Annotated in this window: 20 protein-coding genes; 12 read left to right on the top strand and 8 right to left on the bottom strand. The window is 68.5% G+C overall.

Annotated features, from left to right (window positions below):
- The first annotated feature begins 14 nt into the window (after positions 1 to 14).
- Entirely contained in the window at positions 15 to 1,415 is a 1,401-nt protein-coding gene (locus tag ACFUEJ_RS17915; RefSeq protein WP_068970185.1) for a glucose-6-phosphate dehydrogenase (NADP(+)), read from the top strand.
- 16 nt (positions 1,416 to 1,431) lie between these two features.
- Here the strand turns inward: ACFUEJ_RS17915 and ACFUEJ_RS17910 are convergent, their stop codons facing one another.
- Complete coding sequence (locus tag ACFUEJ_RS17910) at positions 1,432 to 3,327, bottom strand: glycoside hydrolase family 15 protein (RefSeq protein WP_388030917.1); 1,896 nt, start codon at positions 3,325 to 3,327, stop codon at positions 1,432 to 1,434.
- A gap of 136 nt (positions 3,328 to 3,463) precedes the next feature.
- On the opposite strand from ACFUEJ_RS17910, the gene ACFUEJ_RS17905 reads away from it, so the two are divergent.
- Positions 3,464 to 4,702, top strand: coding sequence for a cytochrome P450 (locus tag ACFUEJ_RS17905; RefSeq protein ID WP_388030914.1), 1,239 nt, complete (start codon positions 3,464 to 3,466; stop codon positions 4,700 to 4,702).
- A 24-nt stretch (positions 4,703 to 4,726) separates the two neighbouring features.
- On the opposite strand, the gene ACFUEJ_RS17900 is transcribed toward ACFUEJ_RS17905, so the two are convergent.
- Entirely contained in the window at positions 4,727 to 5,503 is a 777-nt protein-coding gene (locus tag ACFUEJ_RS17900) for a DUF427 domain-containing protein (RefSeq protein ID WP_338855856.1), read from the bottom strand.
- 195 nt (positions 5,504 to 5,698) lie between these two features.
- On the opposite strand from ACFUEJ_RS17900, the gene ACFUEJ_RS17895 reads away from it, so the two are divergent.
- From ACFUEJ_RS17895 to ACFUEJ_RS17885, 3 genes are all read left to right on the top strand, one after another.
- Positions 5,699 to 6,253 (top strand): DUF6328 family protein, encoded by a 555-nt coding sequence (locus tag ACFUEJ_RS17895; protein WP_247450208.1) that lies wholly within the window; start codon positions 5,699 to 5,701, stop codon positions 6,251 to 6,253.
- 31 nt (positions 6,254 to 6,284) lie between these two features.
- Entirely contained in the window at positions 6,285 to 7,181 is an 897-nt protein-coding gene (locus tag ACFUEJ_RS17890; protein WP_388030910.1) for an MBL fold metallo-hydrolase, read from the top strand.
- An 89-nt stretch (positions 7,182 to 7,270) separates the two neighbouring features.
- Positions 7,271 to 8,707, top strand: coding sequence for a CHAD domain-containing protein (locus tag ACFUEJ_RS17885; RefSeq protein WP_388030908.1), 1,437 nt, complete (start codon positions 7,271 to 7,273; stop codon positions 8,705 to 8,707).
- Positions 8,708 to 8,715: 8 nt separating this feature from the next.
- Here ACFUEJ_RS17885 and ACFUEJ_RS17880 read toward each other — a convergent pair whose 3' ends face one another.
- The gene (locus tag ACFUEJ_RS17880) at positions 8,716 to 9,780 is read right to left on the bottom strand and encodes a Mur ligase family protein (protein WP_388030905.1); all 1,065 of its coding nucleotides are present in this window, start codon (positions 9,778 to 9,780) and stop codon (positions 8,716 to 8,718) included.
- A 328-nt stretch (positions 9,781 to 10,108) separates the two neighbouring features.
- On the opposite strand from ACFUEJ_RS17880, the gene ACFUEJ_RS17875 reads away from it, so the two are divergent.
- The 3 genes from ACFUEJ_RS17875 to katG all read left to right on the top strand — a co-directional run bounded on the left by ACFUEJ_RS17875 (position 10,109) and on the right by katG (position 14,034).
- On the top strand, positions 10,109 to 11,125 hold the full coding sequence (locus ACFUEJ_RS17875; RefSeq protein WP_065631427.1) for a hypothetical protein: 1,017 nt from the start codon (positions 10,109 to 10,111) through the stop codon (positions 11,123 to 11,125).
- Between the two features lie 193 nt (positions 11,126 to 11,318).
- Positions 11,319 to 11,762 (top strand): Fur family transcriptional regulator, encoded by a 444-nt coding sequence (locus tag ACFUEJ_RS17870; RefSeq protein WP_058249784.1) that lies wholly within the window; start codon positions 11,319 to 11,321, stop codon positions 11,760 to 11,762.
- A 46-nt stretch (positions 11,763 to 11,808) separates the two neighbouring features.
- Positions 11,809 to 14,034, top strand: coding sequence for a catalase/peroxidase HPI (katG, locus tag ACFUEJ_RS17865; RefSeq protein ID WP_388030902.1), 2,226 nt, complete (start codon positions 11,809 to 11,811; stop codon positions 14,032 to 14,034).
- Between the two features lie 78 nt (positions 14,035 to 14,112).
- Here the strand turns inward: katG and ACFUEJ_RS17860 are convergent, their stop codons facing one another.
- On the bottom strand, positions 14,113 to 18,369 hold the full coding sequence (locus tag ACFUEJ_RS17860; RefSeq protein ID WP_388030899.1) for an AMP-binding protein: 4,257 nt from the start codon (positions 18,367 to 18,369) through the stop codon (positions 14,113 to 14,115).
- Positions 18,370 to 18,513: 144 nt separating this feature from the next.
- The gene (locus ACFUEJ_RS17855; RefSeq protein WP_388030897.1) at positions 18,514 to 19,602 is read right to left on the bottom strand and encodes an alpha/beta hydrolase; all 1,089 of its coding nucleotides are present in this window, start codon (positions 19,600 to 19,602) and stop codon (positions 18,514 to 18,516) included.
- Between the two features lie 164 nt (positions 19,603 to 19,766).
- Between ACFUEJ_RS17855 and ACFUEJ_RS17850 the strand changes: the two genes are divergently transcribed.
- Complete coding sequence (locus tag ACFUEJ_RS17850; protein ID WP_338855867.1) at positions 19,767 to 20,243, top strand: cupin domain-containing protein; 477 nt, start codon at positions 19,767 to 19,769, stop codon at positions 20,241 to 20,243.
- A gap of 205 nt (positions 20,244 to 20,448) precedes the next feature.
- Here ACFUEJ_RS17850 and ACFUEJ_RS17845 read toward each other — a convergent pair whose 3' ends face one another.
- The 3 genes from ACFUEJ_RS17845 to ACFUEJ_RS17835 are packed head-to-tail and all read right to left on the bottom strand — an operon-like array spanning position 20,449 to position 23,410.
- Positions 20,449 to 21,771 carry an amidohydrolase family protein gene (locus tag ACFUEJ_RS17845; protein ID WP_338855868.1) on the bottom strand — a complete coding sequence of 441 codons (1,323 nt, stop codon included), beginning with the start codon at positions 21,769 to 21,771 and terminating at the stop codon, positions 20,449 to 20,451.
- Positions 21,768 to 22,733, bottom strand: a complete 966-nt coding sequence (locus ACFUEJ_RS17840) for a PDR/VanB family oxidoreductase (RefSeq protein ID WP_226514078.1) — start codon at positions 22,731 to 22,733, stop codon at positions 21,768 to 21,770. The genes ACFUEJ_RS17845 and ACFUEJ_RS17840 overlap by 4 nt, the downstream gene beginning before the upstream one ends.
- 17 nt (positions 22,734 to 22,750) lie before the next feature.
- Positions 22,751 to 23,410 carry a helix-turn-helix domain-containing protein gene (locus ACFUEJ_RS17835; protein WP_226514079.1) on the bottom strand — a complete coding sequence of 220 codons (660 nt, stop codon included), beginning with the start codon at positions 23,408 to 23,410 and terminating at the stop codon, positions 22,751 to 22,753.
- Positions 23,411 to 23,622: 212 nt separating this feature from the next.
- On the opposite strand from ACFUEJ_RS17835, the gene ACFUEJ_RS17830 reads away from it, so the two are divergent.
- The 3 genes from ACFUEJ_RS17830 to ACFUEJ_RS17820 are packed head-to-tail and all read left to right on the top strand — an operon-like array spanning position 23,623 to position 26,626.
- Positions 23,623 to 24,954: an amidohydrolase family protein gene (locus ACFUEJ_RS17830; protein ID WP_388030891.1), complete on the top strand. Its 1,332-nt coding sequence runs from the start codon at positions 23,623 to 23,625 to the stop codon at positions 24,952 to 24,954.
- Positions 24,954 to 25,724 (top strand): ABC transporter ATP-binding protein, encoded by a 771-nt coding sequence (locus tag ACFUEJ_RS17825; protein ID WP_338855870.1) that lies wholly within the window; start codon positions 24,954 to 24,956, stop codon positions 25,722 to 25,724. The genes ACFUEJ_RS17830 and ACFUEJ_RS17825 overlap by 1 nt, the downstream gene beginning before the upstream one ends.
- Positions 25,721 to 26,626, top strand: coding sequence for an ABC transporter permease (locus ACFUEJ_RS17820; RefSeq protein ID WP_338855872.1), 906 nt, complete (start codon positions 25,721 to 25,723; stop codon positions 26,624 to 26,626). Before ACFUEJ_RS17825 ends, ACFUEJ_RS17820 begins: the two co-directional genes overlap by 4 nt.
- Positions 26,627 to 26,690: the final 64 nt, after the last annotated feature.

Raw genomic sequence — 26,690 nt, 5'->3', positions numbered from 1 at the left:
GCAATATGGATTGAGTGACCACAGACAACTCCACCGGGCCGGTGATCTTCATCCTCTTCGGGTCGACGGGCGACCTCGCCAAGCGGATGGTCCTGCCGTCGCTGTACGAACTCCACCGGCGAGACCTGCTCCCCGACGGATGGCAGCTGATCGGCAACGGACGCGGCGACCGGACCGACGATGAATTCCGGCAACATGTGAAGGACGCGATCGAGGAGTTCGGTCCGGACGGGTCGGTGTCATCGGACGAATGGGAAGCGTTCGCCGAGACCATCCGCTTCGCCGGCGGCGGGTTCACCGTCGACGACCCCGGCCGTCTGCCAGAGGTGATCGACGCGGCCCGTGACGCCGTCGGCGACGGTGCTCAACTGGTCCACTATCTGGCCCTCCCACCGACCACCTTCGTCGACTACACGAAAGCCATTGCCGCGCACGATCTTGCGAAGGGATCCCGAGTCGTCTACGAGAAGCCGTTCGGTACGTCCCCCGACGGCTTCCGGACTCTCGACAAGGCGGTCCACGAATCCCTGGACGAGAAGCAGATCTACCGGATCGACCACTTTCTGGGGAAGGAGAGCACCCAGAACCTTCACGTCCTCCGTTTTGCCAACGGGTTGTTCTCGGGGGTGTGGAACCGCGAACACGTGGCAGAAGTCCAGATCGACGTCCCGGAGACCCTCGACATCGCCGACCGCGCCGCCTTCTACGACGCCACCGGCGCATTCCTGGACATGATCGTCACCCACCTGTTCCAGGTGGCGGCCGAAGTCGCGATGGAACCCCCGGTGTCGCTCGGCGCCGACGACCTGCTCGACGCGCGGGAGTCGGTCATCGCGGCGTTCCGGCCGCTGGACCCCACCGAGGTGGTCTTCGGCCAGTACGAGGGGTACCGCGACACCGACGGCATCCCCGCGGACTCCACCACCGAGACGTTCGCGGCAGTCCGCCTGTGGGTCGACACCAACCGCTGGCACGGCGTCCCGTTCCTGCTGCGGACCGGCAAGATGCTCGACCACAGCTCCCAGCGACTCAGCCTCGTGTTCCGCTCCCCCGCCGACGGTCCGCTGACCGATACCCCTGAGGACGGCACCGTGCTGACCTTCGATCTGGCCGGCGATGGTGCCATCGATCTGGCGGTCACCGTCAAGGAACCCGGTTCGGGCACCGACCTCTCCGTCGCCCACATGACCGAACAGCTCGACAAGGTGGCCGACGGCCTGTCGCCCTATGCCCGACTCATCGTCGACGTGCTGCGCGGCGATCGGTCGCTGTTCACCCGACCCGACGGCCTCGCGCATGTGTGGGAGGTGGCCGCACCGGTGCTGGCGAATCCGCCGGCGCCGCAACCGTATGCGGCTGGATCGACCGGCCCCGCGGCCGCCGACGACCTGTGCGGCGGGTCCGGCTGGATCTGAGCGCGGCGCTTCGCGCCTAGTCGCCAAGGCGCCGGTCGAGGTTGATGGCCGCGCTGATGAGGGCGAGGTGAGTGAACGCCTGCGGCATGTTGCCGAGCTGTTCACCGGTCAGGCCGACCTGCTCGGCGTACAGACCGAGGTGATTGGCGTGGGTGAACATCTTCTCCAGCGCCAGACGGGCGTCGGCCAGGCGGCCGACCCGGGTGAGCGCCTCGACGTACCAGAACGAGCACAGCGAGAACGTTCCCTCGGCTCCGTCGAGGCCGTCGTGGCCACCGTCGGTGTCGTACCGGAACACCAGGGAGTCGCTCACGAGTTCCTCCTCGATCCGCTCGAGGGTGCGGACGAATCGGTCGTCGGTGGGCGACAGCAACTTCACGGCGGGGATGAGCAACAGCGCGGCGTCGAGCCGATCGGAGTCGAGCGTCTGGACGAAGGCCCCCACGTCGTCGTTCCAGCCCCGCTCCATGATCTGCAGGAAGATGTCGTCGCGGGCCTTCATCCACCCGGCGACGTCGCCCGGTAGACCGCGCTGCCGACTCATCCGGATCATCCGCTCGAGGGCCACCCACGACATCACTCGCGAGTAGACGTAGTCCTGCGGCTTGCTCCGCACCTCCCAGATGCTCTGGTCCGGACGATCCCAGTTGTCGACGAGCCATCCCGCCACCGTGCACAGATGCGTCCAGGACCCGAAGGAGATCCCCGGTCCGTACTTGTTGTACAGGTACACCGAGTCGATGAGCTCGCCGTAGATGTCCAGCTGGAGCTGGTCGGCGGCGGCGTTTCCGACCAACACCGGCGAGGTCTGCCGGTAACCCTCCCAGTGGTCGAGTTCGGTCTCCTTCGGCGGCGGATCCCCATCGACGGTGTACATCAACCGCAGCGGTCCCAGATCTCCCGCTTCATCGGCGCCGTCGTCGAACCGGCAGGTCAGCCAGTCCATGAACGCGCCCGCCTCGTCGGTGAAACCCAGCCGCAGTAGCGCGTAGAGCGTGAAGGCGGCATCGCGGATCCACACGTAGCGGTAATCCCAGTTCCGTTCGCCGCCGATCTCTTCGGGAAGCGCGGCGGTCACCGCGGACACCACCGCCCCCGACGGTTCGTGCGTCAGCAGTTTGAGCGTGAGCGCCGACCGGTGCACCATCTCCCGCCACCGGCCCGTGTAGGAGGAGCGCGAGACCCAGTCCTGCCAGAATGCGACCGTCGCGGCGACGACCGCGGGAGAACTGTCGTGGTCGAGCATGTCGGACCCGATGGGGTCGGGGGCGAGGACGAACGTCACGCACTGACCGGTCTCGACGGTGAAGTGGGCCTGTGCATCCCGGTCGTCGACGGTGTCGACATCGACCGTCGACGCGAGATGCAACACCAGATCGTCGGTCTCGAAACGGAGTCGGCGTTCGTCCTCGACGACGACGGTGTGCGCCTGGCGCCCGTAATCGAACCGCGGCGCAACCGTCACGCGGAACTCCACGGAGCCGCGCACGCAGGAGACCCGACGGATGATCCGCGTGCGATGGTCGGGATCGTGCGGGCGCGCGATCGGCATGAGGTCCTGGACCTCGGCGACACCGTCCTCGCTCAGGAAGCGGGTGACGAGCACGTTGGAGTCGGGGAGGTAGAACTGCCGCGTGGTGACCTCTCCGTCGATGGGTTCCACGGTCCAGGCACCGCCGCGGCGGGCGTCGAGCAACGAACCGAACACACTCGGCGAGTCGAACCGCGGACAACAGAACCAGTCGATCCGCCCGTCGACTCCCACGACGGCCGCGGTACGCAGGTCCCCGATGACACCGTGGTCGGCGATCGGCAGATAGTCACCGGTGGCGTCGGCCGTCGTCGCGCCGTCGCATCGAGCCGTCGCAGCCGCGTCCTCGCCTGATTCGGAAGGGGTGCTCATGCCGGCCATTCGGTGCCTGCCTCATCTCGGATGGGCGACCGGGTTCCCCAATACGCCGGTCTGAAACCCGCCGATACCGGACACTCGACAGCGATCGACCCTCGACGGAAGGACAACGGTGCCGACAAGCAGCGTGGACACGAGCATGACCGACGACGCCGCCAACGTCTTCGCCGACGCCAAGGCCTACGCCGACGAGCCGCGACTGCACGCCGCGATGGCCCACCTGCGGGCACACAATCCGGTACCGCGTGTCGACCACGGCCCCTACCGGCCGTTCTTCGCGATCACCAAGCACGCCGACATCATGGACATCGAGCGCGACAACAACCTTTGGCTCAGCGAACCGCGTCCGGTGTTGACCACCGCCGCCGCCGACGATGTGGCACGTGCTCAGCTGGAGTCCGGTGCCGGACTGCGCACCCTGATCCACATGGACGACCCGCACCACCGCAAGGTCCGCGCGATCGGCGCCGACTGGTTCCGTCCGAAAGCCCTACGCGACTTGCAGACCCGCGTCGACGAGCTCGCGAAGCGCTACGTCGACAGGATGCGCGACATCGGACCCGAGTGCGACTTCGTCGAGGAGGTCGCGGTCGGCTTCCCGCTGTACGTGATCCTGTCGCTGTTGGGCCTCCCCGAGGAGGACTTCCCTCGGATGCACCAGCTCACACAGGAACTGTTCGGCGCCGACGACGTCGAGTACCGGCGCGGCGCAACGCTCGAGGAGCGGATGACGACGCTGCTCGACTTCTTCGCGTACTTCAGCGAACTCACCGCATCACGACGCGCCCACCCCACAGACGACCTGGCGTCCGCAATCGCCAACGGCCTCATCGACGGCGAGCCCCTGTCCGACGTCGACACCGCGTCGTACTACGTGATCGTGGCCAGCGCCGGGCACGACACCACCAAGGACGCCATCTCCGGCGGTCTGCGGGCGCTGATCGAGAACCCCGGTGAACTCGAACGACTTCGACGCGAGCCCGAACTCTTGGGGACCGCGGTCGAGGAGATGATCCGGTGGACCACACCGGTCAAGGAGTTCATGCGCACCGCTGCCGAGGACACCTCGGTGCGAGGTGTGCCCATCGCCAAGGGCGAATCCGTCTATCTCGCCTACACATCGGGCAATCGGGACGAGGAGGTCTTCGACGACCCGTTCACCTTCGACATCGGCCGCTTCCCCAACAAGCACCTGTCGTTCGGGTACGGCGTCCACTTCTGTCTCGGCGCCGCTCTGGCCCGGATGGAGATGCGGAGCTTCTTCGCCGAACTGATCCCGCGGCTCGACTCCATCGAACTGGCCGGGACGCCCGAACTGGCCGCAACAGTGTTCGTCGGCGGTCTCAAACACCTGCCGATCCGGTATTCACTGCGCTGACGCCGCTCTAGTTCGAGGACCCCGTCAGGTCTCGACGCTCAGGCCTACCCGCTCGTCGTAGAAGCAGACGAGGTCCCGCACGGGTTCGGCGTCGGTCAGCGGATCGGCGTAGGTCCATGCCACGTCGGGAATGACCTCGTCGCCGACGACGGCCGACCAGTAGGTCGCCTCGCCCTTGTATGCGCACACCGTGACGGTGTCGGACGGCACGAGCAGATCCATCCGGACGTCCTCGCGCGGCAGATAGTGTCGGGGCGGCAGATGGGTTTCGAGCAGCAGGGTCGGGCGTCGGCTGTCCGCCAGGACCGAACCTCCCACCGTCACCATCACATGTCTGCGGGTGTCGAGGCAGTCGATGCGCTGAAACGGATCGTGCGGATGACCGATCGCCGTCTGCTCCTCTTCGCGCCACTCGTCGAAGGCCGCCCAGTCCAGCAGGACGTGGCCGGCGAGATCGGCATCGTCCGGACGGAACGCGGCGCCGGCCAGAGTCCGTTCGCCTGCCACGAGGTCGCAGGTCGTACCGGGCGTCGTGTGCACGTCGAAGGGATCGACCGGTGTGAGGATCGGCCCGTGGTCGTCGGCGGCGTCGACTGACTGTGCATCGGTCAGCGGCGCAACGACATCGGAGACGGGCATCGCGTAGCATCCGACCACCCGGTAGGGCTCCCACACCTGGATGGCCCTCGCGGAGTCGACGACGACTTCTCCGTCGACCAGCGCGCGCACCCGTCGCCGCATGTCCGCCCAGCGCAGTGAACTCAGCTGGGACATCGTGAACTCGTCCATCGACGTGGCCATGGTCCGATCGTCCTCCCGTTACGCCGTGCGCGCCAGGCAATCGGGCTGCTCGCAGTTCGCCGGTGGTGCCCGGTCCATCGTTCGGCGGGTAGCGGAAGTTCGTCCATCTCAGCTCCGTGGAAGGGCCTATAGCAGTAACCGCTTCGAGACTCCACCGCACCGCTCGACGAGACCCCGTGGTGCGACGATGAGCAAATGACCAGCCCGTCGGACCTCGACCCCACCAGACCCGGGTCCGGCGACGCCGCGTGGAATCACGCCCAGCGCGACGAAACGGAAACCCAACGCCTGGATCGCAACTGGAATTCGCTGCTGCAAGAGCTGCGGGTCGTGCAGACCGGCGTGCAGATCCTCACCGGATTCCTACTCACGCTGCCCTTCCATGACGGTTTCGAAGAGCTCGGCGGCACGTTGCGAGTGATCTACCTGATCACGGTGTCGTGTGCCGTGGGCGCCGCGATCCTCCTGGCGGCGCCCGTGGCGCTGCACCGGGCCCTGTTCCGTCAGCACCAGCTCGCGCTGATCGTCACCTACGCGCATTACCTGGCTTTCGCCGGCCTCACCCTGCTCGGCCTGGCGCTGTCCGGTGCGGTCACCGTCGTCTTCGGAGCGACCGCCGGACCGGTTCCGTCGGCGATCGCGGGCATCGTCACCCTCGTGACGTTCTCCCTCGCGTGGCTGATCGTGCCGCTGTGGCTCCGCGCAGTGACCGGCGCGCGGGATGACTCCGTCGACGAACCCCGCCGTTGACAGTATTCCCCCGCCGGGGTACGCAGACGACGTGACCCTCGCACCGAGTTTCATCGAGAACCGCTACGACGAGGTGACCGTGCTCGCGTCATCGCATGGCGGTGCGTTTCCCTACGGCAACACGGTCGTGGTCCGCGGCTCCGCCGGGACCTTGGTGGTCGATCCCTCCCTCGAGGTCGACCACGACCCGGTGCAGCCCGACGCGGTGATGATCAGTCACGCACACGAGGACCACATCGCCGGCCTCCGGTACTTCTCCGCGGACAAGTTCGCCCATCACGCCGACGTCGACGGCGTGCGATCCCTGCAGGTCCTTCTCGACAACTACGGCCTGACCGACGAGGAGAGGGCCGGCGTCGATGCCCAGATCGGCGACACCTTCCAGCTGACGTCCGGCTTCCCCGAGGCCGCCGGGGTCGAGGACGGACACGCCTTCGAACTCGGCGGGGTCACCGCGACGGTCGTCCACCTGCCCGGGCACACCGCCGGGCATTCCGGCATCCTCGTCGAACCCACGGGCTTTCTCTATCTCGCCGACATCGACCTCACCTCGTTCGGACCGATGTACGGCGACCTGGGGAGCAGCGTAGACGACTATCTCGCGTCGATTGCGCGAGTACGCGACATCGATGCCCGCTGGTACGGCACCTTCCATCAGAAGGGCGTGGTCACCGGCGCCGACGAATTCCGATCACATCTCGCCGACTACGAGGCCGTCATCCATCGACGCGAGGAACGCCTGCTGGAGTTGCTGCGCCGCCCACTCACGGTCGAGGGGATCGCCACCGAGCGGCTGGTGTATCGCCCGCATGTCCAGCTGCCCTTCGTCGACGCGGTGGAGAAACGGACAGCCGAACTCCACCTCGAACGGCTCGTGCGCCACGGCCAGGTCACGCGTTCCGAGGACGGCGTCTACCACCGCTCGTAGGGCGGTCGTGACCCCTCCTGACGTTTACCGGATGTCCGGTTCGGACACCCTCGGTGTGTCAGCGACACAGCGAGAGTGAGGAGCGAGTAGTGCACACCGACACCACCCGCGCAGACACCTGGGATTTCGGTCTGGGCAGCGCCATCCCCGACCTCGGAGACCCCGGCGACGTCGAGATCTCGTCGACGGATTTCAGCGACACGTACTACGACACCGAGGACCGGGACCTCCTCGCGCACGGCACCACGGTCGTCTACGTCGACGGGGACGACGGGGACGAGCGTCCGGCCGGCTGGCGGGTCGTCACCCCCTCCCCCGCTGAGGCCATCACCGAACGAATCGATGCCCCCTCGACGGCCGTCCCGCCGACGATTGCCGATGCCCTCTGGGGGCTGAGCGGCGGCAAACCGCTTCGCGTCGCGGCGATCGTCCACACGCACCGAACCCGCCACCGCCATCTCGACGCGAACGGTGAGACCGACTACGAGGTGATCGACGACACCGTCTCCGCCACCGCCACCGGCCCGGTCGCCACCGCCACGTCCTGGCGCGAGGTCGCGGTGCGCTCCGCGTCGAAGGATGCGGTGCCCAAGGGTGTACGCAAACGGATGGTCGGGGCCGGCGCGCGTCCGGCGTCGGCGTCGTCGACGTACGAGCGCGCCATCGGTCACGAGGCACCGCACCGAGCCGGCTCGGCGTCGCCGGCCGCTGCCGCCGCACTGGACTACGTCCACGAGCAGATCGCGACCATCTTCGCCGGCGATGTCGCGTTACGTCGCGGTGAGAACCCGGTGCACGGCGTTCGCGTCGCCATCCGCCGTCTCCGGAGCACGCTGCGGACCGCGGCACCGCTGTTCGAGCCGAGCGACCTCGTGGGACTCGACGACGAACTGCGGTGGTTCGCAGGGGTTCTCGGCGAGGTGCGCGACCGGGAGGTCCTGCGCGCACGATTCGCCACCGCCCTCGCCGAACTGCCCGACGAGCTCGTGCTCGGACCGGTTGCGGCGCGGATCGAGGAGGAACTCTCCGCTCAGCAGCATCACCATCGAGAGAACGTCGCCACCGAGATGACATCGGACCGGTATCGCCGGCTGCTGTCGACCCTCACGACCTGGAACGAGGCAGTCCCGCTCGTCGACGACCAGATCTCGAAAAAGCAGGTCCGTCAGATCGCCACCCGCGCGGCGCGCAAGGCGGACAAGCGGTTGAAGCAAGCCCTCGCCTCCGGGCACGAGGAAGATCTGCATCGGGCGCGCAAGGCGGCCAAGCGGGCCCGTTACGCCGGTGAGCTGGCCACGCCGGTCGTCGGGTCGATCGGTCGTGCGCAGGCCAAGCGCCACAAGAAGATCCAGACCGTCCTGGGGGAACACCAGGATGCCGCCGTTGCCGCCCGCGCCCTGCGGGAATTGGGCGCCGCCGCGGGAATCCGTAAGGGCGAGAACGGTTTCACCTACGGCATCCTGTATCAGCGCGAGCTCCATGCGGCCGCCGCGGCCCGCGACGCCGTTCTGTCCGGAAAGAAGTGATCGCCCGTTCAGCTCGACGTGTCGAGGATCGCGCGCCGTAACTCGGTGTGATCGTCGAAGAACGACGTCTCGGTCCCGTACCTCCGGAAGGTGTCGCTGCCCCGGCCGGTGACCACGACCACGTCGCGGTCACCGGCCATGGACGTGGCCGTCGAGAATGCGCTCCGCCGGTCGGGTTCCTCGATGACGACCGCCGACGCTTCCCGGTGCGCGCCGCGCAGCACACTGGCCCTGATCTCGCCGGGGTCCTCGTCCTCGGGGCTCTCGTCGGTGACGATCACGACGTCCGCGTAACGCGCCGCGACCTGTCCCAGTGGTTCTCGTTTCCCTGGATCGCGTCCGCCGGTTGCCCCGACCACGACGATGAGCCGACCGTCCTCCGTCAACGACCTCAGGTAGGGGAACATCGCGTGTTGTCCCGCCGTGTTGTGCATGTAGTCCACGATGGCGCGATACGGCTGTCCGGCATGCACGGGTTCGCACCGTCCGGCGATGCCGGTCACCGAGGAGACGCCCTCGGCCGCAGCGGCGAGGTCGACGCCGTCCGCCACCACGGCGGTGAGCGCCAGTAGAGCGTTGCCGACCTGGTGAGGCCCCAACACCTGCAACCCGACCCGGGATCGCCCGTGTGGCGTGTGGACGGTGAACTCGGCGCCGAGACGCCCGGCCCGGATATCGGTGGCGACGACGTCGGCGTCCGTGCGTCGAGTCGAGCACGTCCAGGTCTCCGTCGTGGTCCCGGCAGCCAGACGCACACCCCAGTGGTCGTCGATGTCGACCACTGCGATCTGCGTCCGCTCCGGCGTGAACATCGCGGCCTTGGTCGCGAAGTAGCCCTCCATCGACTCGTGATAGTCGAGATGGTCGTCGGACAGGTTGGTGAACGCCATCACGCGGAATGCGGTGCCGTCGACCCTTCCCTGATCGATCGCATGCGAGGAGACCTCCATCGCGCAGCAGGTGACGCCGTGGCGTCGGAAGGTCGCGTCGATGTCGCGGACCACCGTCGACCCGGCTGTGAGGTCGCCGAGGATGGCGGTGTCGAGGTGGTCGGCGATCTGCGCGACCGTCACTCCGGATCCCAGGTCGGGGTCCGCCTGGCGAACACTCCGCTCCGGGTGCATCGCCGCGAGGTACCCGTGACGAGGGCGAAACCAAACCTCGACGTACGGTCTGGCCGGCCCGACGCAGGCCCGCTACCACACAAATCTCGGCAAACGGTCATAGCGCACGCCCTCGTTGACCGTTGTGACGCGCCTCACAATTCGTAGAACCCGCTGTGGCTCAACGTGTTCGAGTCGGCGCGCCGGGTTGATTCACACCGGGGTGTTACATCTGCCCTCGTCGTGGCAACACTCGGGTGTAACCGATCCAACCCGTTCAAGAGGGGAGCAAGAACCGATGACCGTTTCCACCACCACCGTTCACCAGCAACTTCGCGCGATCCTCGCGTTGACGCACACCGAGATCCAGATCGCCGAGACCCGGCAGGCCCAGGCCCGAACCGATGCGATCCGCAAGGAACTGGCCCAGAACGCCGAGAACGCCCGCGAGCGCGCACTCACCATCGAGACCGCCCTGCGTGACCGCGGCGGACTCGTCGATGTCGTCCGGCCGGTACTCGGCCGTGTCGGTGCCGTCGCCAAGACGCTGGCCGAGCAGACCCAACCGCTGGACGAGGCCCTGCTCGACGACCTCGCACTAGAGCAGCGGCTCGTGGCACGCGCCACGTACCTGAAGGCACTGGCCACCGGTCAGGATGACCAAGCACTCGTCGGCCTGGCCGACAAGCTCATCGACGCCCACACGGCGACCGTCCACTGGCTCACGACGGTTCTCGCCGAAGAGGCTCTCGGCGGCCCGGCCGCCCTGCGTCGCGGCCCGTCGCAGTGGGCGAGCGGCCTCGCCGCGCGCGCCTTGACCGCCCCGGCGCTCGGCGCATCGTGGGCGATCGACCGCACCGCCGAGTTCGCCCGCCAGCTCCCCGACCCCGTGGAGACCCTGCGCAGCCGGTTCGGACGAGCAGTCGACGACGCGACCGAGACCGCCTCGCGAGCCGGTGACGCCGTCAGCAACGCCGGTGCCGCGGTCTCGAAGACCGTGGCCGCCGGCCGTGACGCCGCCCTCGAGGCAGTCGAGGACAGTGCTCGCGACAGCGGTGCCGAGGGTGCCGCCGACGCGCTCCACCAGCTCCGCGAGATCACCGGAACCGTTGAGGCGGAAGACCTCCCGATCGAGGGCTACGTCGATCTCAACGTCACCGACGCGGTGGCCGCGGTCAAGGAGTTGACCAAGCCGGCCGACCTGCGGGTCACCCTCGCCTACGAGGAGGCGCACAAGAACCGCCAGCGCGTGGTCTCCGCGGTCGAGATCCGCTTCGCCGAGATCGCCAAGGACCTGGTCGGCATCGACAGCTGATCTGCCGAACCGACCGACCCCGACGGCCGCCATCGACCTGATGGCGGCCGTCGGCCTGTCGGAAGCATCTGCAGATGTCGCGAAACGTGGCGCCAGACGCAACGACACACGACAACTGGCGTCGGCCCCACCCACCTCTGCACGAATTTGGATCAGATCCAGAAAAACCGTGCGAAGTGGCGGTCACGCCCCTATGGTGGGGGACGTGGCATCGACATCGGACCATGCCCAGCAACTCCGGGCCGCAGATCTTCGTGTCACCCAGCCTCGGGTGACGGTGATGGCCGCCGTCGACAAGCACCCGCATGCCGACACGGACACCATCTATCACGCGGTACGCGAAACCCTGCCCACCGTCTCACGTCAGGCCGTCTACGATGTGCTGCACGCCCTGACCGAGCGCGGGCTCATCCGCCGCATCCAACCCTCGGGTTCGGTGTCGCGCTACGAGTTTCGCACCGGAGACAATCACCACCACGTCGTCTGCCGCGCCTGCGGTGTCATCGCCGACGTGGATTGTGCAATCGGGGAAGCCCCATGCCTGACCCCCTCGGAAGACCACGGTTTCGCACTCGACGAGGCCGAGGTCATCTTCTGGGGCCTGTGCCCCGATTGCCTCAGCAAGGCCCCGACCTGATCACCTCCCGTGATCGCAGCCTGTCAGTCCCCTCGAAAGGAATGTCGTGACCTCCGACAGCCGCCCGCCCAACTCCGACGCCGACACCGCAGGTGCCAGCGAGAGCGAGAACCCGGCGATCCCCTCGCCGAAGCCGAAAGCGCATGCGCCGCTGACCAACAAGGACTGGTGGCCCGAGCAGATCGACCTCTCGATCCTGCACGCCCATTCCTCGCTGTCCAACCCGCTCGGCGAGGACTTCGACTACGCAACGGAATTCGAGAAGCTCGACGTCGAGGCCCTGAAGGCCGACCTGGTCTCGCTGATGACCACGTCCCAGGACTGGTGGCCCGCCGACTACGGCCACTACGGTGGCCTGTTCATTCGCATGAGCTGGCACGCCGCCGGTACCTACCGCATCTTCGACGGCCGCGGCGGCGGCGGTCAGGGTGCACAGCGGTTCGCCCCGCTGAACAGCTGGCCGGACAACGCCAACCTGGACAAGGCCCGTCGTCTGCTCTGGCCCATCAAGCAGAAGTACGGCACCAAGCTGTCCTGGGCCGACCTGCTGGTGTTCGCCGGCAACGTCGCACTGGAGTCCATGGGCTTCAAGACCTTCGGCTTCGGCTTCGGCCGCGAGGACATCTGGGAGCCCGAGGAGGTGTTCTGGGGCCCGGAGGACGCCTGGCTCGGCACCGACAAGCGCTACTCCGGCGAACGTGAGCTCGCCCAGCCCCTCGGCGCCACCACGATGGGTCTCATCTACGTCAATCCCGAAGGCCCCGAAGGCAAGCCGGACCCGATCGCCGCCGCCGAGGACATCCGCGAGACCTTCGGTCGCATGGCGATGAACGATGAGGAGACCGCGGCACTCATCATCGGCGGCCACAGCTTCGGCAAGACCCACGGCGCCGGCGACGCCGACCTGATCGGACCCGAGCCCGAGGGCGCCCCGATCGAACAGCAGGGCCTGGGCTGGAAGTCGGGCTACGGCAAGGGCAAGGCCGAGGACACGATCACCAGTGGTCTCGAGGTCGTCTGGACCTCCACCCCGACCCAGTGGGGCAACGGATTCCTCCAGAACCTCTACGGTTACGAATGGGAGCTCACCAAGAGCCCCGCGGGGGCCTGGCAGTACGTCGCGAAAGACGGTGCGGGAGCAGGCACGATCCCCGATCCGTTCGGCGGTCCCGGTCGCGCGCCCACCATGCTGGTGACCGACGTCGCCCTGCGCGAGTCTCCCATCTACGCCGACATCACCCGTCGGTGGCTCGACCATCCCGAGGAGCTCGCCGAGGCCTTCGCCAAGGCGTGGTACAAGCTGCTGCACCGCGACATGGGTCCGGTCAGCCGTTACCTCGGCCCGTGGGTTCCCGAGCCGCAGATCTGGCAGGACCCGGTGCCCGCGGTCGATCACGAACTGATCGACGCCGACGACATCACCTCTCTCAAGGGCACGTTGCTCGACGCGCTGTCCCCGACGCAGCTCATCAAGACGGCCTGGGCGTCGGCGGCCAGCTTCCGCAGCACCGACAAGCGGGGCGGTGCCAACGGCGCCCGCATCCGTCTCGAGCCGCAGAAGAACTGGGAGATCAACGAGCCCGGCGAGCTCGCCAAGGTGCTGCCGGTACTCGAGCAGGTCCAGAAGGACTTCAATGACTCGGCATCGGGCGGAAAGAAGGTCTCGCTCGCCGACATCATCATCCTCGGCGGTGCGGCGGCGATCGAGAAGGCCGCCGAGGCAGCCGGTTTCCCGGTCACCGTGCCGTTCACCCCCGGCCGTACGGACGCCTCGCAGGAGAGCACCGACGTCGACTCATTCGAGGTCCTCGAACCGCGCGCGGACGGGTTCCGCAACTTCAGCAAGGACGGCGAGAAGACTCCGCTGGAGTCGCTGCTCCTCGACCGTGCCTACATGCTGGACCTCACCGCGCCGGAGCTGACCGTCCTCGTCGGTGGTCTCCGCGTGCTCGACACCAATTACGGTGGCAGCAAGCACGGCGTGTTCACCGACCGGCCCGGCGTCCTGTCGACGGACTTCTTCCGCAACATCATCGACATGAACACCGAGTGGAAGAGCGGTTCCGACGAGAACGTCTACGAGGGAACCGACCGCGCCACCGGCGAGAAGAAGTGGACGGCAACGGCTGCCGACCTCGTGTTCGGCTCGCACTCGCAGCTGCGCGCACTCTCCGAGGTCTACGCGCAGGACGACTCGGCGGAGCGCTTCGTCAACGACTTCGTCAAGGCGTGGGTGAAGGTCTCGAACAACGATCGGTTCGATCTGGCCTGATCCGTCATCTCACGATCGAGAACACCCCGTGGACACCTCGCCCGCGGGGTGTTCTGCTCTGCCGGTGAGGTTCTCGAATCACCGTTCCCGCAGGCACGCGACGACCTCGGCGAGCACCTGCTCGACCCGGGACCCCGTGAGCGCGGAGGCCGCGCCGGTCACCAGGACCTGCAGCTCCCCCTGTGCGGTCGGCGAGCCCTCGATCTGCAGCATCCATCGCGTGGTCCGCGGTGGGAACACGTACAGGTGACCGCCCACGCTCGGCCGGGTGATCGTCGGGGTCCAGCCGAGCAGCACCGGCACCGGGAAGAGGCGCCCGTCGACGACCGGCCGGCCCAGTACGTCCAGCACGTCCTCCATCGGCCCGGTCGCCGCGGCGATGATGCACCGACGGGTGCGCTCGACCGAGCCGCGGACATCCTCGCGCGCGTCGAGCGGTGTGACCGCAGCGACGACGAAGTCGCCCACGGTGCCCTCGGCGCCCGCCGGCCGCGTCGACGCCGCGGTGGCCGCCATCACCCGGTCTTGTCCGGTCAGTCGCGCGAGCGCCTCCGACACCGATCTCCCGAATGCCTCGAACGGGGTCATGCCCTGCTCGGACGCACCGGCACGGAACCGTGCGTAGACGTCGGCGTCGACGAGAGCCCGGCGACGAACCGCCGTGGACTGCGCGCAGGAGACGGGGGCCAGCCCGTCCAGGGTGAAGGACCCCGCGGGCGGCTCGCCGAGTAGTTGGTGCCACGACCGGCCGTCCATGTCGTCGTCAGTGCGTGGTGCGCGCGGCGAGATGGGTTGCATTGCAGGGACATCCACTCCGCGGGCGATCAGGTCCGCCTCTCGGGCCAGCGTTCCGAGCGAGTGCCCGTCGACCGCGATGTGATGGAACACCGCGACCGCGGCCATCACACCGCCGTCGGCATCCGCCAGGATCCGCACGCAGAACGGCGGCGCGACCCGGACATCGAGCGACGCCGACATCTGTTCGGCGTGTGCGCGTAGGATCTGGCGTCCCGGGTTCGGGTCTGGGTCCGAAACCACCTGCACGGCAACATCGACCGCTGCGTCAGCGCCGCCGGCCAGCGCCCGCTGGACCGGCCCGGCGGGGGTGTCCGGATAGCTCGACCGCAGGGCGGGGTGCCGATCGGCCAACGCGCGGAGCAATTCTCGCAATTCGGGAGCGGTGGGCCGCCCGGTCTCGGGTGGAACCCATCCGACGCGGACCAGCTGCCCGTGCGGGTGTCCCGGTGCGCGTTCGACCGTCCGTTCTGCGGACGTGAGCGGACGATCGTCGTCCGGTGCGGCCGGTCGCCGTACGGTGTCGTCCGGGCGGACCGGCTCGACCATCCGCTCGGCCAGCGTCTCCAGGTCGGGCGCGGTGAGCACGTCGTCGGGCCCGATCTCGGAATGTCCTGCCGCGATCAGCGATCCGACGACCCGCATGACCGCCAGGGAGTCGCCGCCCTGCTCGAGGAAGCCGGCGAACAGATCGACCTCATCAGTGCCCAGCGCCTCGCCCACGACCCGAACCAGCAGGGTCTCGTGCGAGCCGACGGGTCCGCGCACCGACCGGCGACCGGGGAGCGGGTGGTCCACCAGCTTTCCGACGTCGAGCTTGCCGTTGCCGGTACGGGGTAGCGCGTCGATGCCGATGATGAGCGCGGGCACCATGTACGACGGCAGGACACCGGCGACCGCGCGACGCAGCCCGGGTGCGTCGACATCCGTTCCGGTTCGCTGCGGCACGACGAATGACACCAGAGCGGTACGGCCCGACGGCAACTCGCGCAGAATCGTCGCGGAACTCCGCACGTCGGTGCATCGTCCGAGCGCAGCGTCGATCTCAGCGAGTTCGATTCGCAAGCCCCGCAGGGTGATCTGTCCGTCGCGGCGTCCGAGCAGTCGGATCTCACCGGCCTCGGTCCACTGGGCCAGGTCGCCGGTCCGGTACATCACCTCCTCGGCCGAGAACGTGCTCTGCACGAAGGCCTCCGCAGTGGACGCCGAATCGTCGAGATAGCCGTCGGCCAATTGCGGTCCCGCACAGTGGAGCGTGCCGATCGCCCCGGGAGGTTGTGGCCGGCCGAGGCGATCCAGGACCGCCTCGTCGACTCCGACCATCGGCGGGCCCACAGTGATCGCCTCGCCCGGCAGCAGCGGAGCGGAGATGTTGATGCTGCACCGGGCTTCGGTGGGTCCGTACGCATTCCGCAGCCGGACGCGACCCGACCAGCGGTCGGCCACCCGCGGCGACGGCGGTTCGCCACCGATGATCACCTGCACCAGATCGTCGGCCAGATCCAGGGGCAGGGTGTCGAGGACCGACGGCGTGACGATGAGGTGACTGACGCGATGCCGTCGGATCAGCTGTGCCAGTGCATCACCGCCGGGTGCCGACCTCGGCGCGACGACAACTGTCGCCCCACAGACGACCCCGCACAGCATCTCGACGATCCCGGTGTCGAAGGTCGGGGACGACGCGTGCAGGATGCGTGACCCGGGTGCTAGAGCGTACGTCTGTCGGATCTCCGCGATCAGGGCGGGCAGGCCGCGGTGGGGCATGATCACGCCTTTGGGCGTTCCGGTGGAACCCGACGTGAACAGCAGGTAGGCGGCATCGTCGGGCCCGCGTTCCAAACCCGGCCACCGATCGGGGATCGGGGAGCCGGGGTCGTCGTGCTCGAGGTCGAGCCACCGGATCGAGCCCGGGTGTGGGGCGCCCGGCACGCACAATCCGACCTTGGCGCCGGAGCGATCGAGCAGATCCCTCGTTCTCGCGTCCGGTGCGAACGGATCGCCGACCGGCACCCATACGCCGCCCGCACACAGCACCGACCAGAACGCGACAACGGAGGCCGCCGACCGCTCGATGGACACCGCCACGCGGTCGCCCGCACCGACCCCGGCCTCCAGGAGCAACCGGGTCCCGCGAACGACCCGGCGCGCGAACTCGCGTCGGGACACCGACACCTCACCGTCGATGATCGCGATGGCCTCCGGGTCCGCCGAACGGTGGTCCTCCAGGTGGCTCACGGTCGGCGTGAAGGGCGGTGCCGGTGGTCCGCTCCGGCACCGAAACCGCTCCCACTCCCCGTCGACGAACACCGAATCGTCGGGAACCGTTGGGCCACCGTCCAGTTCGCGCAGCGTGGCGGTGAGGTATCGGTCGAAACGTCGGGCGAGGGTGGCCAGCGCATCGGTGTCGACGACGGCGTCCGGGGCTTCCCAGGTCACCGCCCGGCGACCGTTCTGATCGGCGGGGTGCAGGGTCACCGCGACGTCGGAGATCGGTCCGGTCCGCATCACCTCGAGTCCCCAGTGCAAGCCGTCGACAGCGGGCGGTTCGAAGCCCGGCAGGAGGTTGACCACCGCACCGAAGCCGTTGAGCCCGTGCTGCTTTCGCAGCATGTCCTCGCGATGGTGGCGCTGGTGACGCAGTGCCTCGATCAGGGCCAACGACACGTCGACGAGGGCCTGCCCGGCGTCGCGGTCCCCGATTCCGTCGAGGCGCAACGGCACGACGTTCGAGACGGGCTGCACCGCTCGTAGACGTGCCGCCGAGGTACGTGCGGCGACCGGGAGACTCAGCCCCACGTCGGGGGTGTCGAGGAGCCGGGCGCACAGGCCCGCGAACGCGGTGACGAACTCGGCCGACGATGCGGTCCGCGGACTTCTCAGGGTTTCGGTGACGCGCACGATCGACGACGTGAAACGCGGGACGGAACCGGCCAGCAGGGACGGCGCGAGGCCGTCGAGCCGTCGGGCCCAGTGTTGTTCGTCGGCCTGTCGGCGTCGCGAGTCGCGGTACCTCTCCTCTTCGGCCTCGAGTTCGAGGTCGTCGGCGAGGCGCAACTCGTCCGGGCGCGCCGTACCCGCGTAGACAGCGGCGATGTGCGCCATCACCCGCAGGACGCCGGCGCCGTCGGTGAGCACGTGATGCACCCGCACGACCCACCGGTGGGAGTCGGGGGCGAGAACGTGCAGTTCGCTGCGGAACAACGGCAGTCCGAGGTCGGCACCGGCGGGGTCATCGAGGAAATCCTGGGCGCGCGAGTCGCTCGCAGCCGCCGGATCGGCACACGTGGACAGGTCGACGCATTCCACCGGGTCCAGTCCGGAACCGGCTGAGTGCAGGGGGCGCGGATGACCGTCGGCCGGCGACCGATTCGGGCACAGACGCACGTCGTACCAGCCGACGTGGTCGAGCACGACACCGGCCGTGCGATGCAGTCGTTCGGCGTCGAGCCGGCCGCTCAGGGTCAGGCCGAACGCGACGACATGCGAGACCTCGGGATGCAGCAGTTGCGAGAGCCACAGGCCGCGCCGGGTCACGGTCATCGCGGATCGCCCCCTGGGCCTCGTCGGGTGGAGCCGTGCCCGGAGATCGCGCCCCGACCGTAGGTGCGCCGAGTTGAACGGACGCTGAAATGCGAGGTCCGGCGGTCGACGACGACCGCCGTCCGCGGTGCATCTCCCGCGGCGTCACGCCCCGAGCGCGCGGGCGAACATCGGCCAGGACTCATGCATCTGGTCCTCCCAGTACCCCCAGGAATGCGTACCGGTCGCCGGGAGCCGGACGACGGCCGGGATGCGCAGCGCGGCGAGGCGGTTTGCCATCGTCACCGTGCACGAGCGTGCGGTCGCTTCGGCGAATCCGCCGGCCGCGACCTGTTCGGCGAGCTCCCCCACGTTGCCGGCGATCCGCCGGTCGGACAGATTGTCGTGCGCACCGGGCAATCCGGTCGCCGCACTGATCCACAGGGCGGGGGTGCGACGCCCGAACTTGTAGGCGTTGATCACCGGATCCTGGGCTGCCCACTGCGGGTCCCCGGGCGGACCGTACATGTTGCTGGCGTCGGCGAGTCCGGGGACGAACACCACGTTGCGCAACAGCAACTGCCCGGTGGGCGACGCGGTGTCGGCGCATCCCGAGTAGGAGCCCACCGCCCGGTAGAACCCCGGGTGGTTCTCGGCGATCCGCAGCACCGCCGTACCCGCCATCGAGATCCCCGCGACACCGCGCGAGCGTCCCGGGCCGGATCGTCCCCCGTGCGTGTTCTCGAAGGCGGCGGGCAGCTCCGAGGTCAGAAAGGTCTCCCACCGCAGGGGCCGCGACGTCTTCACGCCGAACCGGAAGTTCGCGGCCGGGTCGACGCGGCGCCAGTCGGCGTAGTAGCTCGCGGCACCGCCGATCGGGGTCATGGTCCACACGTTCTTGTTGGCATAGAACGCGTTGGCGTCGGTGGCGTGCGTCCAGTCGTCGTTGTCCTCGCCACCGGACGATCCACTGAGCAGGTACATCACCGGTGCGGCCTGGTTCCGGTTCGCGGGCGTCTGGACCAGCGACGGGACCTGGGTCTGCATCGACCGTGACCACACCGACACCACGAGATTGCGGGGCGACACCCAGGTCTCCCGGTAAGGCGCGCCGGCCGTCGCCTTGGCGTATCGGACACCGGTGAGGGTGTCCGCCGCCGCGGTTCCCGCCGAGGGCACGAGCACACCCGCCACGCCCATCACCATGGACAGGACGGCGACGCCGACGACCACGACATTCGGCAAGCGAGACATCCGCGGCTCCTCGAGTTCGTACCGAATCATCACCGACTCGGTCCCGTCATCGTATGCACACCGCTCTGTACCCAGGACCGTTCGGGTCAATCGTCCAGGACTGTTGCACAACAGAATCGGACGAATCGGGTATGAGGTGCGTCGGCCCGACGTACGGTCGGACGATGACACCACTCCTGCGCACCGCCGTCGCGACGCTCGCCGCCGCGGCCGCTCTCCTGACGCCGCTCGCGATGTCGTCGGGGACGGCGAATTCCACGCCCTCGTCCGGAATCTCGGCGGTCAGCCTGGCCAAGGCGGACATCCCGGCCGACCTCCTACCCTTCGTGCCCGACGGCGTACACGTGGAGGTCCGGGAGATCACCATCGCCCCCGGCGGCACCACCGGGTGGCACTATCACGACGGCCCGCTCTACGGACTGGTCCGGCAGGGCACCCTTACCCACCCCGGCTCCGACTGCAAGCCGGTGGTGTACCGGACCGGCGAGATCATCGCCGAACCCGGGGGCAAGGCGAACACCCACGAGGGAACCAATCTCGGGACCACCCCTGTCGTGCTTGTCGTCCTGTACCTCATGCCGCTGAACAAGCCGCTGTCCCAGGACGCACCCGCACCGCCGTGTGCGACGGCCACTTCCTGACGGCGGGCGAGCCAGCCCCTGCTTGCTGATCCGAAAGAAGCGACCCCATTGCTCCCTGAGGTGTGAGGAGCGATAGCGACGAGCCACGAAGGGCCTGGTGAGGCATGTTGCGAAGCCCTTCGTGGCTCGCTTCGCTCGCACCACAGGGAGCAGAAGGAGGCCGTCGCTGCACCCCACGGGCCAGCGGTTCTGTGGTTCTTTCGGATCAGGGAGCAGAACGCTGCCGCTGGTCCAGCAACGTACGGAGTTCGGCTGCGAGCGAACGTGAATCAGCGGTCACGAGTTCTCCGTCGCGTACCACCCACCGGCCGGCGACCATGACGTCGCGGGGTCGCCGGCCCGGGCCGGCCCACAGCAGGCCGTCGACCGGGTCGGTGACCCCGGCGTCGAAGACGTCCGAGCAGTCCCACACGCAGAGGTCGGCGGCAGCACCGGGCCGCAGGTGCCCCAGCTCGGTGCGGCCGAGACCGCCCGCCGAACCCTCGGATGCCATCGCGAGAACCGCACGGGCGGTGACCGGTTCACCGATCAATCCCGAGACCTGAACGGCCAGGCGGGCATCGGCGAGTAGGTGCCCGGCATCGTTGCTCCCGCCGCCGCTGGTGCCGAGTCCCACCCGCACACCCGCGGACACGAGCGCCGCAACCCGCGCGACGCCCCATCCCATCGGCACGTCGCACCCGGGCGCGTGGGTCGCAGACGCTCCCGATCGCGCGACCAGAGCCACTTCGTCGTCGGTGATCTCGCACAGATGCGCCAGCGTGACGTCGTCGGCGAGCCAACCCCACTCGTCGAGCAACTCGAGGGGACGCCGCCCATATCGTTCCGCGGCGACCTGCACATCGACCTGCTCGTTCGCCTGCGTACGACGACGCAGGCCGAGTCGGGATGCGACCTCGCCGAGCGTCGCGAAGGTCTCCGGCCCGTCGCTGTGCACGCCGGACGGGCCGACGGCCAGCTGCAGCATCCCGTCCGCGCTCGTGCCGGTTGCCCCCGCACCCAGATGGGTTCGGTGGATGTCCTCGACCGATGTGGCTGCGGCTTGCGGGTCGTCGCGAGCAGTGCCCCGGACGAAGACCAATCGCGCACCGACCCGTGCGGCGGCATCGATGGTCCCTCCGGCCAACGCGACCGGGTCCTGACCACCGGGCCAGGTCAGATGATGGTCGGCGACCGTGGTCACACCGCACAGCAGGGATTCCGCGAGCCCGGCAGCCGCTGCCGCGGCGACGAGCTCGGGGTCGACACCGACCGATGAATAGCGTTGCGCCATCAGGCCGAGCCACTGCGGCATCGGTACCGACCGGCTCTCCGGACGCGACCGGAACGCGGTCTGCAGCAGATGGTGGTGCGCGTTCACGAGACCGGGCGTGACGACGCACCCCGAGACGTCGACGACCTCGTCCGCGGCGGCCCGGCCGCCGACCGCGGCCCCGATCCGCCGGTCGTCGACCACGACCGGATCGCGCGTGACCATCGACGCGTCACGTAGGACCGCCACGGCGCCGGTGAGCACCGTGACCGTCACAGCTCGAGCACCAGACGACCGCTCGTACACCGCGACACGCAGATCATCATCGATTCGTTCTCGGACCGCTCCTCCGGCGACAGGATCGAGTCGCGGTGGTCCACCTCGCCGCTGACCACCCCCGTCTCACAGGTTCCGCAGACACCTTCGCGGCACGACGACGGCGCCACCACCCCACGTCCGTCCAAGACGTCGAGGATGGTGCGATCCTGCGGCACCGTCACCGTCACGCCCGAGAAGGCAAGGGAGAGTTCGAACTCCGCGTCAGCCGCGGACTGCGTCGTCGTGGCGGTGAACTTCTCGGCGAACGAATCCACGGCCGGTTGCGGCTCACACACTTGCGCAACGGCTTCCAGCATCGACGGCGGTCCGCAGGTGTACACGGCGGTGCCGCGGGCGAGCCCGGCCAAGACGCCACCGAGATCCAGGCGCCCCGAGTGGGCCGACTCGTGAATCGTGACCAGTCCGGGGTACCTGGGTTCGATCTCGTCGACGAAGGCCATCTCCGCCCGGGACCGTCCGACGTAGACGAGCCGCCACGGCCGCCCGGTACGGCGGGCCTCGTCGACGAGGGCGAGGACGGGGGTGATGCCGATACCACCGGCCACGAACACATAACCGAGTGCACGTGTCAGCGCGAAGTGATTGCGCGGCGGGCTGATCCACACCTCGCCGCCCACCTGGATGTCGTCGTGCACGGAGTCCGAACCGCCCCGGCTGTCGATCCGCCGCTCGACGGCGATCCGGTACGTACTCGTGTCGTCAGGGAAGGAACACAACGAGTACTGTCTGACCGGGCCGGCCGGTGTGTGCAGATCGACGTGCGATCCAGCGGTCCACGACGGCAGCGCGGCGACACCGACCGGCGCGAGGACGAATTCGTCCACCCGACGGGCGAGCCGGCGCCGTGACACCACACGGACACGCAGTCCATCTCGAAGGTCGTTCGCTGACACAGACATCGGAGATCTCCTAGGTATTACGATCTCCGCCGGGATTCCCAGCCACGGGAACCACCCCCACCGTCGCGGATCTCCGACACCTGCGTTGACGCCTGGACAACGACGAGCCGAGCGGCCTCGGAACCGGTGAGCCGCCACCGGTGGGGAATGCCGCCAGCGTAGTAAAGGCTGTCGCCTCTTCGCAATTCGAGGAGACTTCCGTCGCCGAGGTCGACCTCGACCTCGCCGTCGACGACATGCAACCACTCGTCCTGCTCGTGCTGGAAGTACTCGCCGTAGTCCCGCCGGTTCAACAACTGCTCCTGGGGGAAGAACGCGGCGTCCCCTCGAACGAGCAACCGGGCGTATCCGGCGTTGTCGCCGGCCTGCGGAAGGACCGCGCCCTCGCCGGCACGCACCAGTTGCGTCCCGACGGGTGCCGGAGACGGTGCCCCCGCCACGTGCGCAGGGTCCGCGGCCAGCATCAGACTGACCTGGGTGGTGTCCAGCGCCCTGGCGATCCGTTCCAGGGTCGTCATGCTCGGACGCGCGTATCCGCGCTCGAGCTGCGACAAGAACGGATGCGAGATACCGGCCTGCGCAGCCAGATTCGTCAACGTGAGGCCATGCTGCTTACGTCGTCGGCGGATCTCGGCACCCAGCGACACCTGCGCGACGTCCGGCTCGTCGAGCGCCATGTGGCTCACACCCTTCCTGCAGAACCGATGGTTACACGCCCGCAGCGCTGGTTAACGTCGTGGCAACAGCGCATTCCTATATTCGGACGTGTTGACGTGATCAACAAGTATCACGAACCGCCCCACCCCCGCCGACCCCAGCCACAGCGGGACCACCGACCCAGTCGTGCACCGTCGCACGCCATTTCGATGTCCTCGAGGAAGTGTCATCAATGCCGACTCCGCAGACAGCGCCCGTGCCGGGCATCACCGGTTCACTGGCCGACGGGTCAGTGGTCGATGTCGAGCTGTCCGCCGACGCCGACGGTATCCACCGCGTCCGCGCCGTCTCACCGTTCTCTCCCGATGCCCCGCATCCCGCCGAATGGTTGGATCTCCGCGACCACCTGCTGCTCCCACCCGCCGCCGAACCCCATGCCCACCTGGACAAGGCCCTGTCGTGGCCGGAGTTGTCACCGCCGAGCGGCGACCTCAACGCCGCGATCGCCTCCTGGCGGGCCGGCAGTGTCTCCCTCGATGAGCAGTCCTTCCGGACGCGCGCTCTCCGGGCGACCTCGTCCATGCTGCGCAACGGCATCACCGCGGTGCGCACCCACGCCGACGTGCTCTCGCACGACGACCCACTGCGAGCCGTCCGCGTGCTCACCGAGGTCCGAGAGCACCTGCGCGGACTGATGGACATCCAGGTCGCGGTCCTGGCGAGCCCACTCACGCCCACCGCGCACATCGAGGCCGCGCTCGACGCCGGCGTCGACCTCGTCGGCGGGGCCCCGCACATCGCCGACGACCCGCTCGCCGAGCTCACGAGACTGCTCGACCTCGCCGAAGCGCGCGGTAGCGGCGCCGATCTGCACGTCGATGAATTCCTCGACGGCGACCACCTGACCATCGAGGCCTTCGCCGACCGCGTCGCCGACTGGCCCGACGACCGGATACGCACGGCCGGCCACTGTTGCCGCCTCGACACCCTGGCCGCCGACGATCTGCAACGGGTCGCGCGGGCGCTCGCCCGGGCCCGTGTCTCGGTCGTCGCACTGCCGGTGACGAACCTGTACCTCCAGGGCCGATCCGGACCGTCCGCGGGGCGACGAGGCATCACGCCGATCGACGTGCTGCGCGACCACGGCGTCCGCGTCGCCGGCGGTGCGGACAACATCCGCGACCCGTTCAACCCCGTGGGCCGGGCCGACCCCCTCGAGACCGCCGCCCTGCTGATCACCGCGGCGCATCAGAACCCGGACACCGCAACGGATCTGGTCACCTCCGAGGCACGTGCCGTGCTCGGACTGGAGCCCGCGGGCCCCGTCGTCGGAGCCCGCGCCGACCTCGTCGCCATCCGCGGCGCCGATCTCGCCGAGGTCATCGCCACCGCGCCGGCCGACCGGGTCGTGATCGTGAACGGAGCCCCGGTCGCACGCACCGAGTCCACGACCTGGACGGCGTTCCCGGTCGCGTTCACGTCCCCGGCAGCAGCATCGCCGGCCGAAATGTCCTCAGCCGCAGCATCACCGCTGGGCCTGTCCCCCGTCGGCATGGAGAGATGATGAGTTCACCAGCAACGACCCCCAGACCGGCACTCGGTCACCCGCTCGTCGGCTTCGAACACGTGGAGCTCACCTATCCGGACGGCACCCACGCCCTCCGCGACGTGAACCTCACCGTGCGCGAGGGCGAGTTCGTCAGCGTCGTGGGCCCATCGGGTTGCGGCAAGTCGACCCTCCTGCGGTTGTCGTCGGGACTGGAGACGATCACCGACGGTTACCTGCAGAGCGGTGCCGAACGGATCGGTTACGTGTTCCAGGACGCCACCCTGCTCCCGTGGCGGACCGTGGCCGACAACGTCGCACTGCTGGGCGAGCTCGATGGTGCACCGAAAGCCGTACGGCGCGAGCGGGTTCGCGCGGCTCTGGAAACCGTCGGGCTGACCGGGTTCGACAAGCACCTGCCGCACATGCTGTCCGGCGGCATGCGGATGCGGGTGTCGCTGGCCCGCTCGCTGACGCTCGATCCCGACCTGTTCCTGTTCGACGAACCGTTCGCCGCACTCGACGAACTGACCCGCGAACGGCTCGGTACCGACCTGACCGAGCTGTTCGCCGTCAAACGCTTTGCCGGCCTGTTCATCACCCACTCGGTCGCCGAGGCGGCGTTCCTGTCCACTCGTGTCCTGGTGATGTCGGGACGCCCGGGAACCATCGTCGACGAGATCGAGGTCCCCTTCGACTATCCCCGGTCGCCCGATCTGCGTTTCGAGCCGGAGTTCGGCGCGATCGCCGGCCGGATCTCCCGCGCACTCCGAGAGGCACATTCATGAGCGCCCCCGATACCGGCACCGAGACCGCCCCGGGCGTGCGGGCCCCGAAAACCGGCAAGGGCGGTACACCCGACCCTGGGTCCACCACCGAGCTCGCCGTGGCCGCGCGCACGGGTCGACGGGGCCGTTCCCGGTCGAAGATGGTCGGAGTCGCCGCACCGCTCGTCGTGCTGGCGCTGGTCATCGGCGCGTGGTACCTCGTCAGCTACGCGGTGCTCGATCCCGGCCGTCGATTCCTGATGCCGCCCCCGCACCAGGTCGTCACCGACGGACTGCTGGGCGACTCCGCCCAGGCGATGTGGGAGGCCCTGAGCCGCACGGCGACTGTCGCGTTGACCGGCCTGGCGATCGCCGCGATCATCGGCATCACGTGGGCGGTGATCATGTCGCAGTCGCGGCTGATGGAGAATGCCCTCTTCCCGTATGCCGTGGTCCTGCAGTGCGTCCCGATCCTGGCGCTCGTCCCCCTGGTCGGATTCTGGTTCGGATTCGGCTTCAGTGCACGGGTTTTCGTGTGTGTACTGATCTCGCTGTTCCCGATCGTCTCCAACACCCTGTTCGGCCTGCGATCGGTCGACCGGCAGATGCGGGATCTCTTCGCCCTGCACCATCCGAGCCGCGTCACCATCCTGCGGAAGCTGGAGTTCCCCGCCGCCATGCCGGCCATCTTCGCCGGTCTCCGCATCTCGGCGGGCCTGTCGGTCGTCGGCGCCATCGTGGGCGACTTCTTCTTCAAGCAGGGCAATCCCGGCATCGGCATCCTGATCGACAACTACCGGTCACGACTGCAAGCCGAGGAACTGTTCGCCTCGATCGTGCTCGCCTCACTTCTCGGCGTGGCCGTCTTCTGGTTCTTCGGCTGGCTCGGCAACCGCATCGTCGGACGCTGGTACCAGCACTGACCTGACCTCTCGCCGGGTGGTTTCGACTCGGCTCCTCGCTGCGCTCGGTGCCGGCTCAACCAGC

The sequence above is a fragment of the Gordonia sp. NPDC057258 genome (assembly GCF_042668985.1).
Taxonomy (GTDB): Bacteria; Actinomycetota; Actinomycetes; order Mycobacteriales; family Mycobacteriaceae; genus Gordonia; species Gordonia hongkongensis.
The sequence above is the reverse complement of the archived record's forward strand: the minus strand, read 5'-3'. Positions and strand labels throughout refer to the sequence as shown.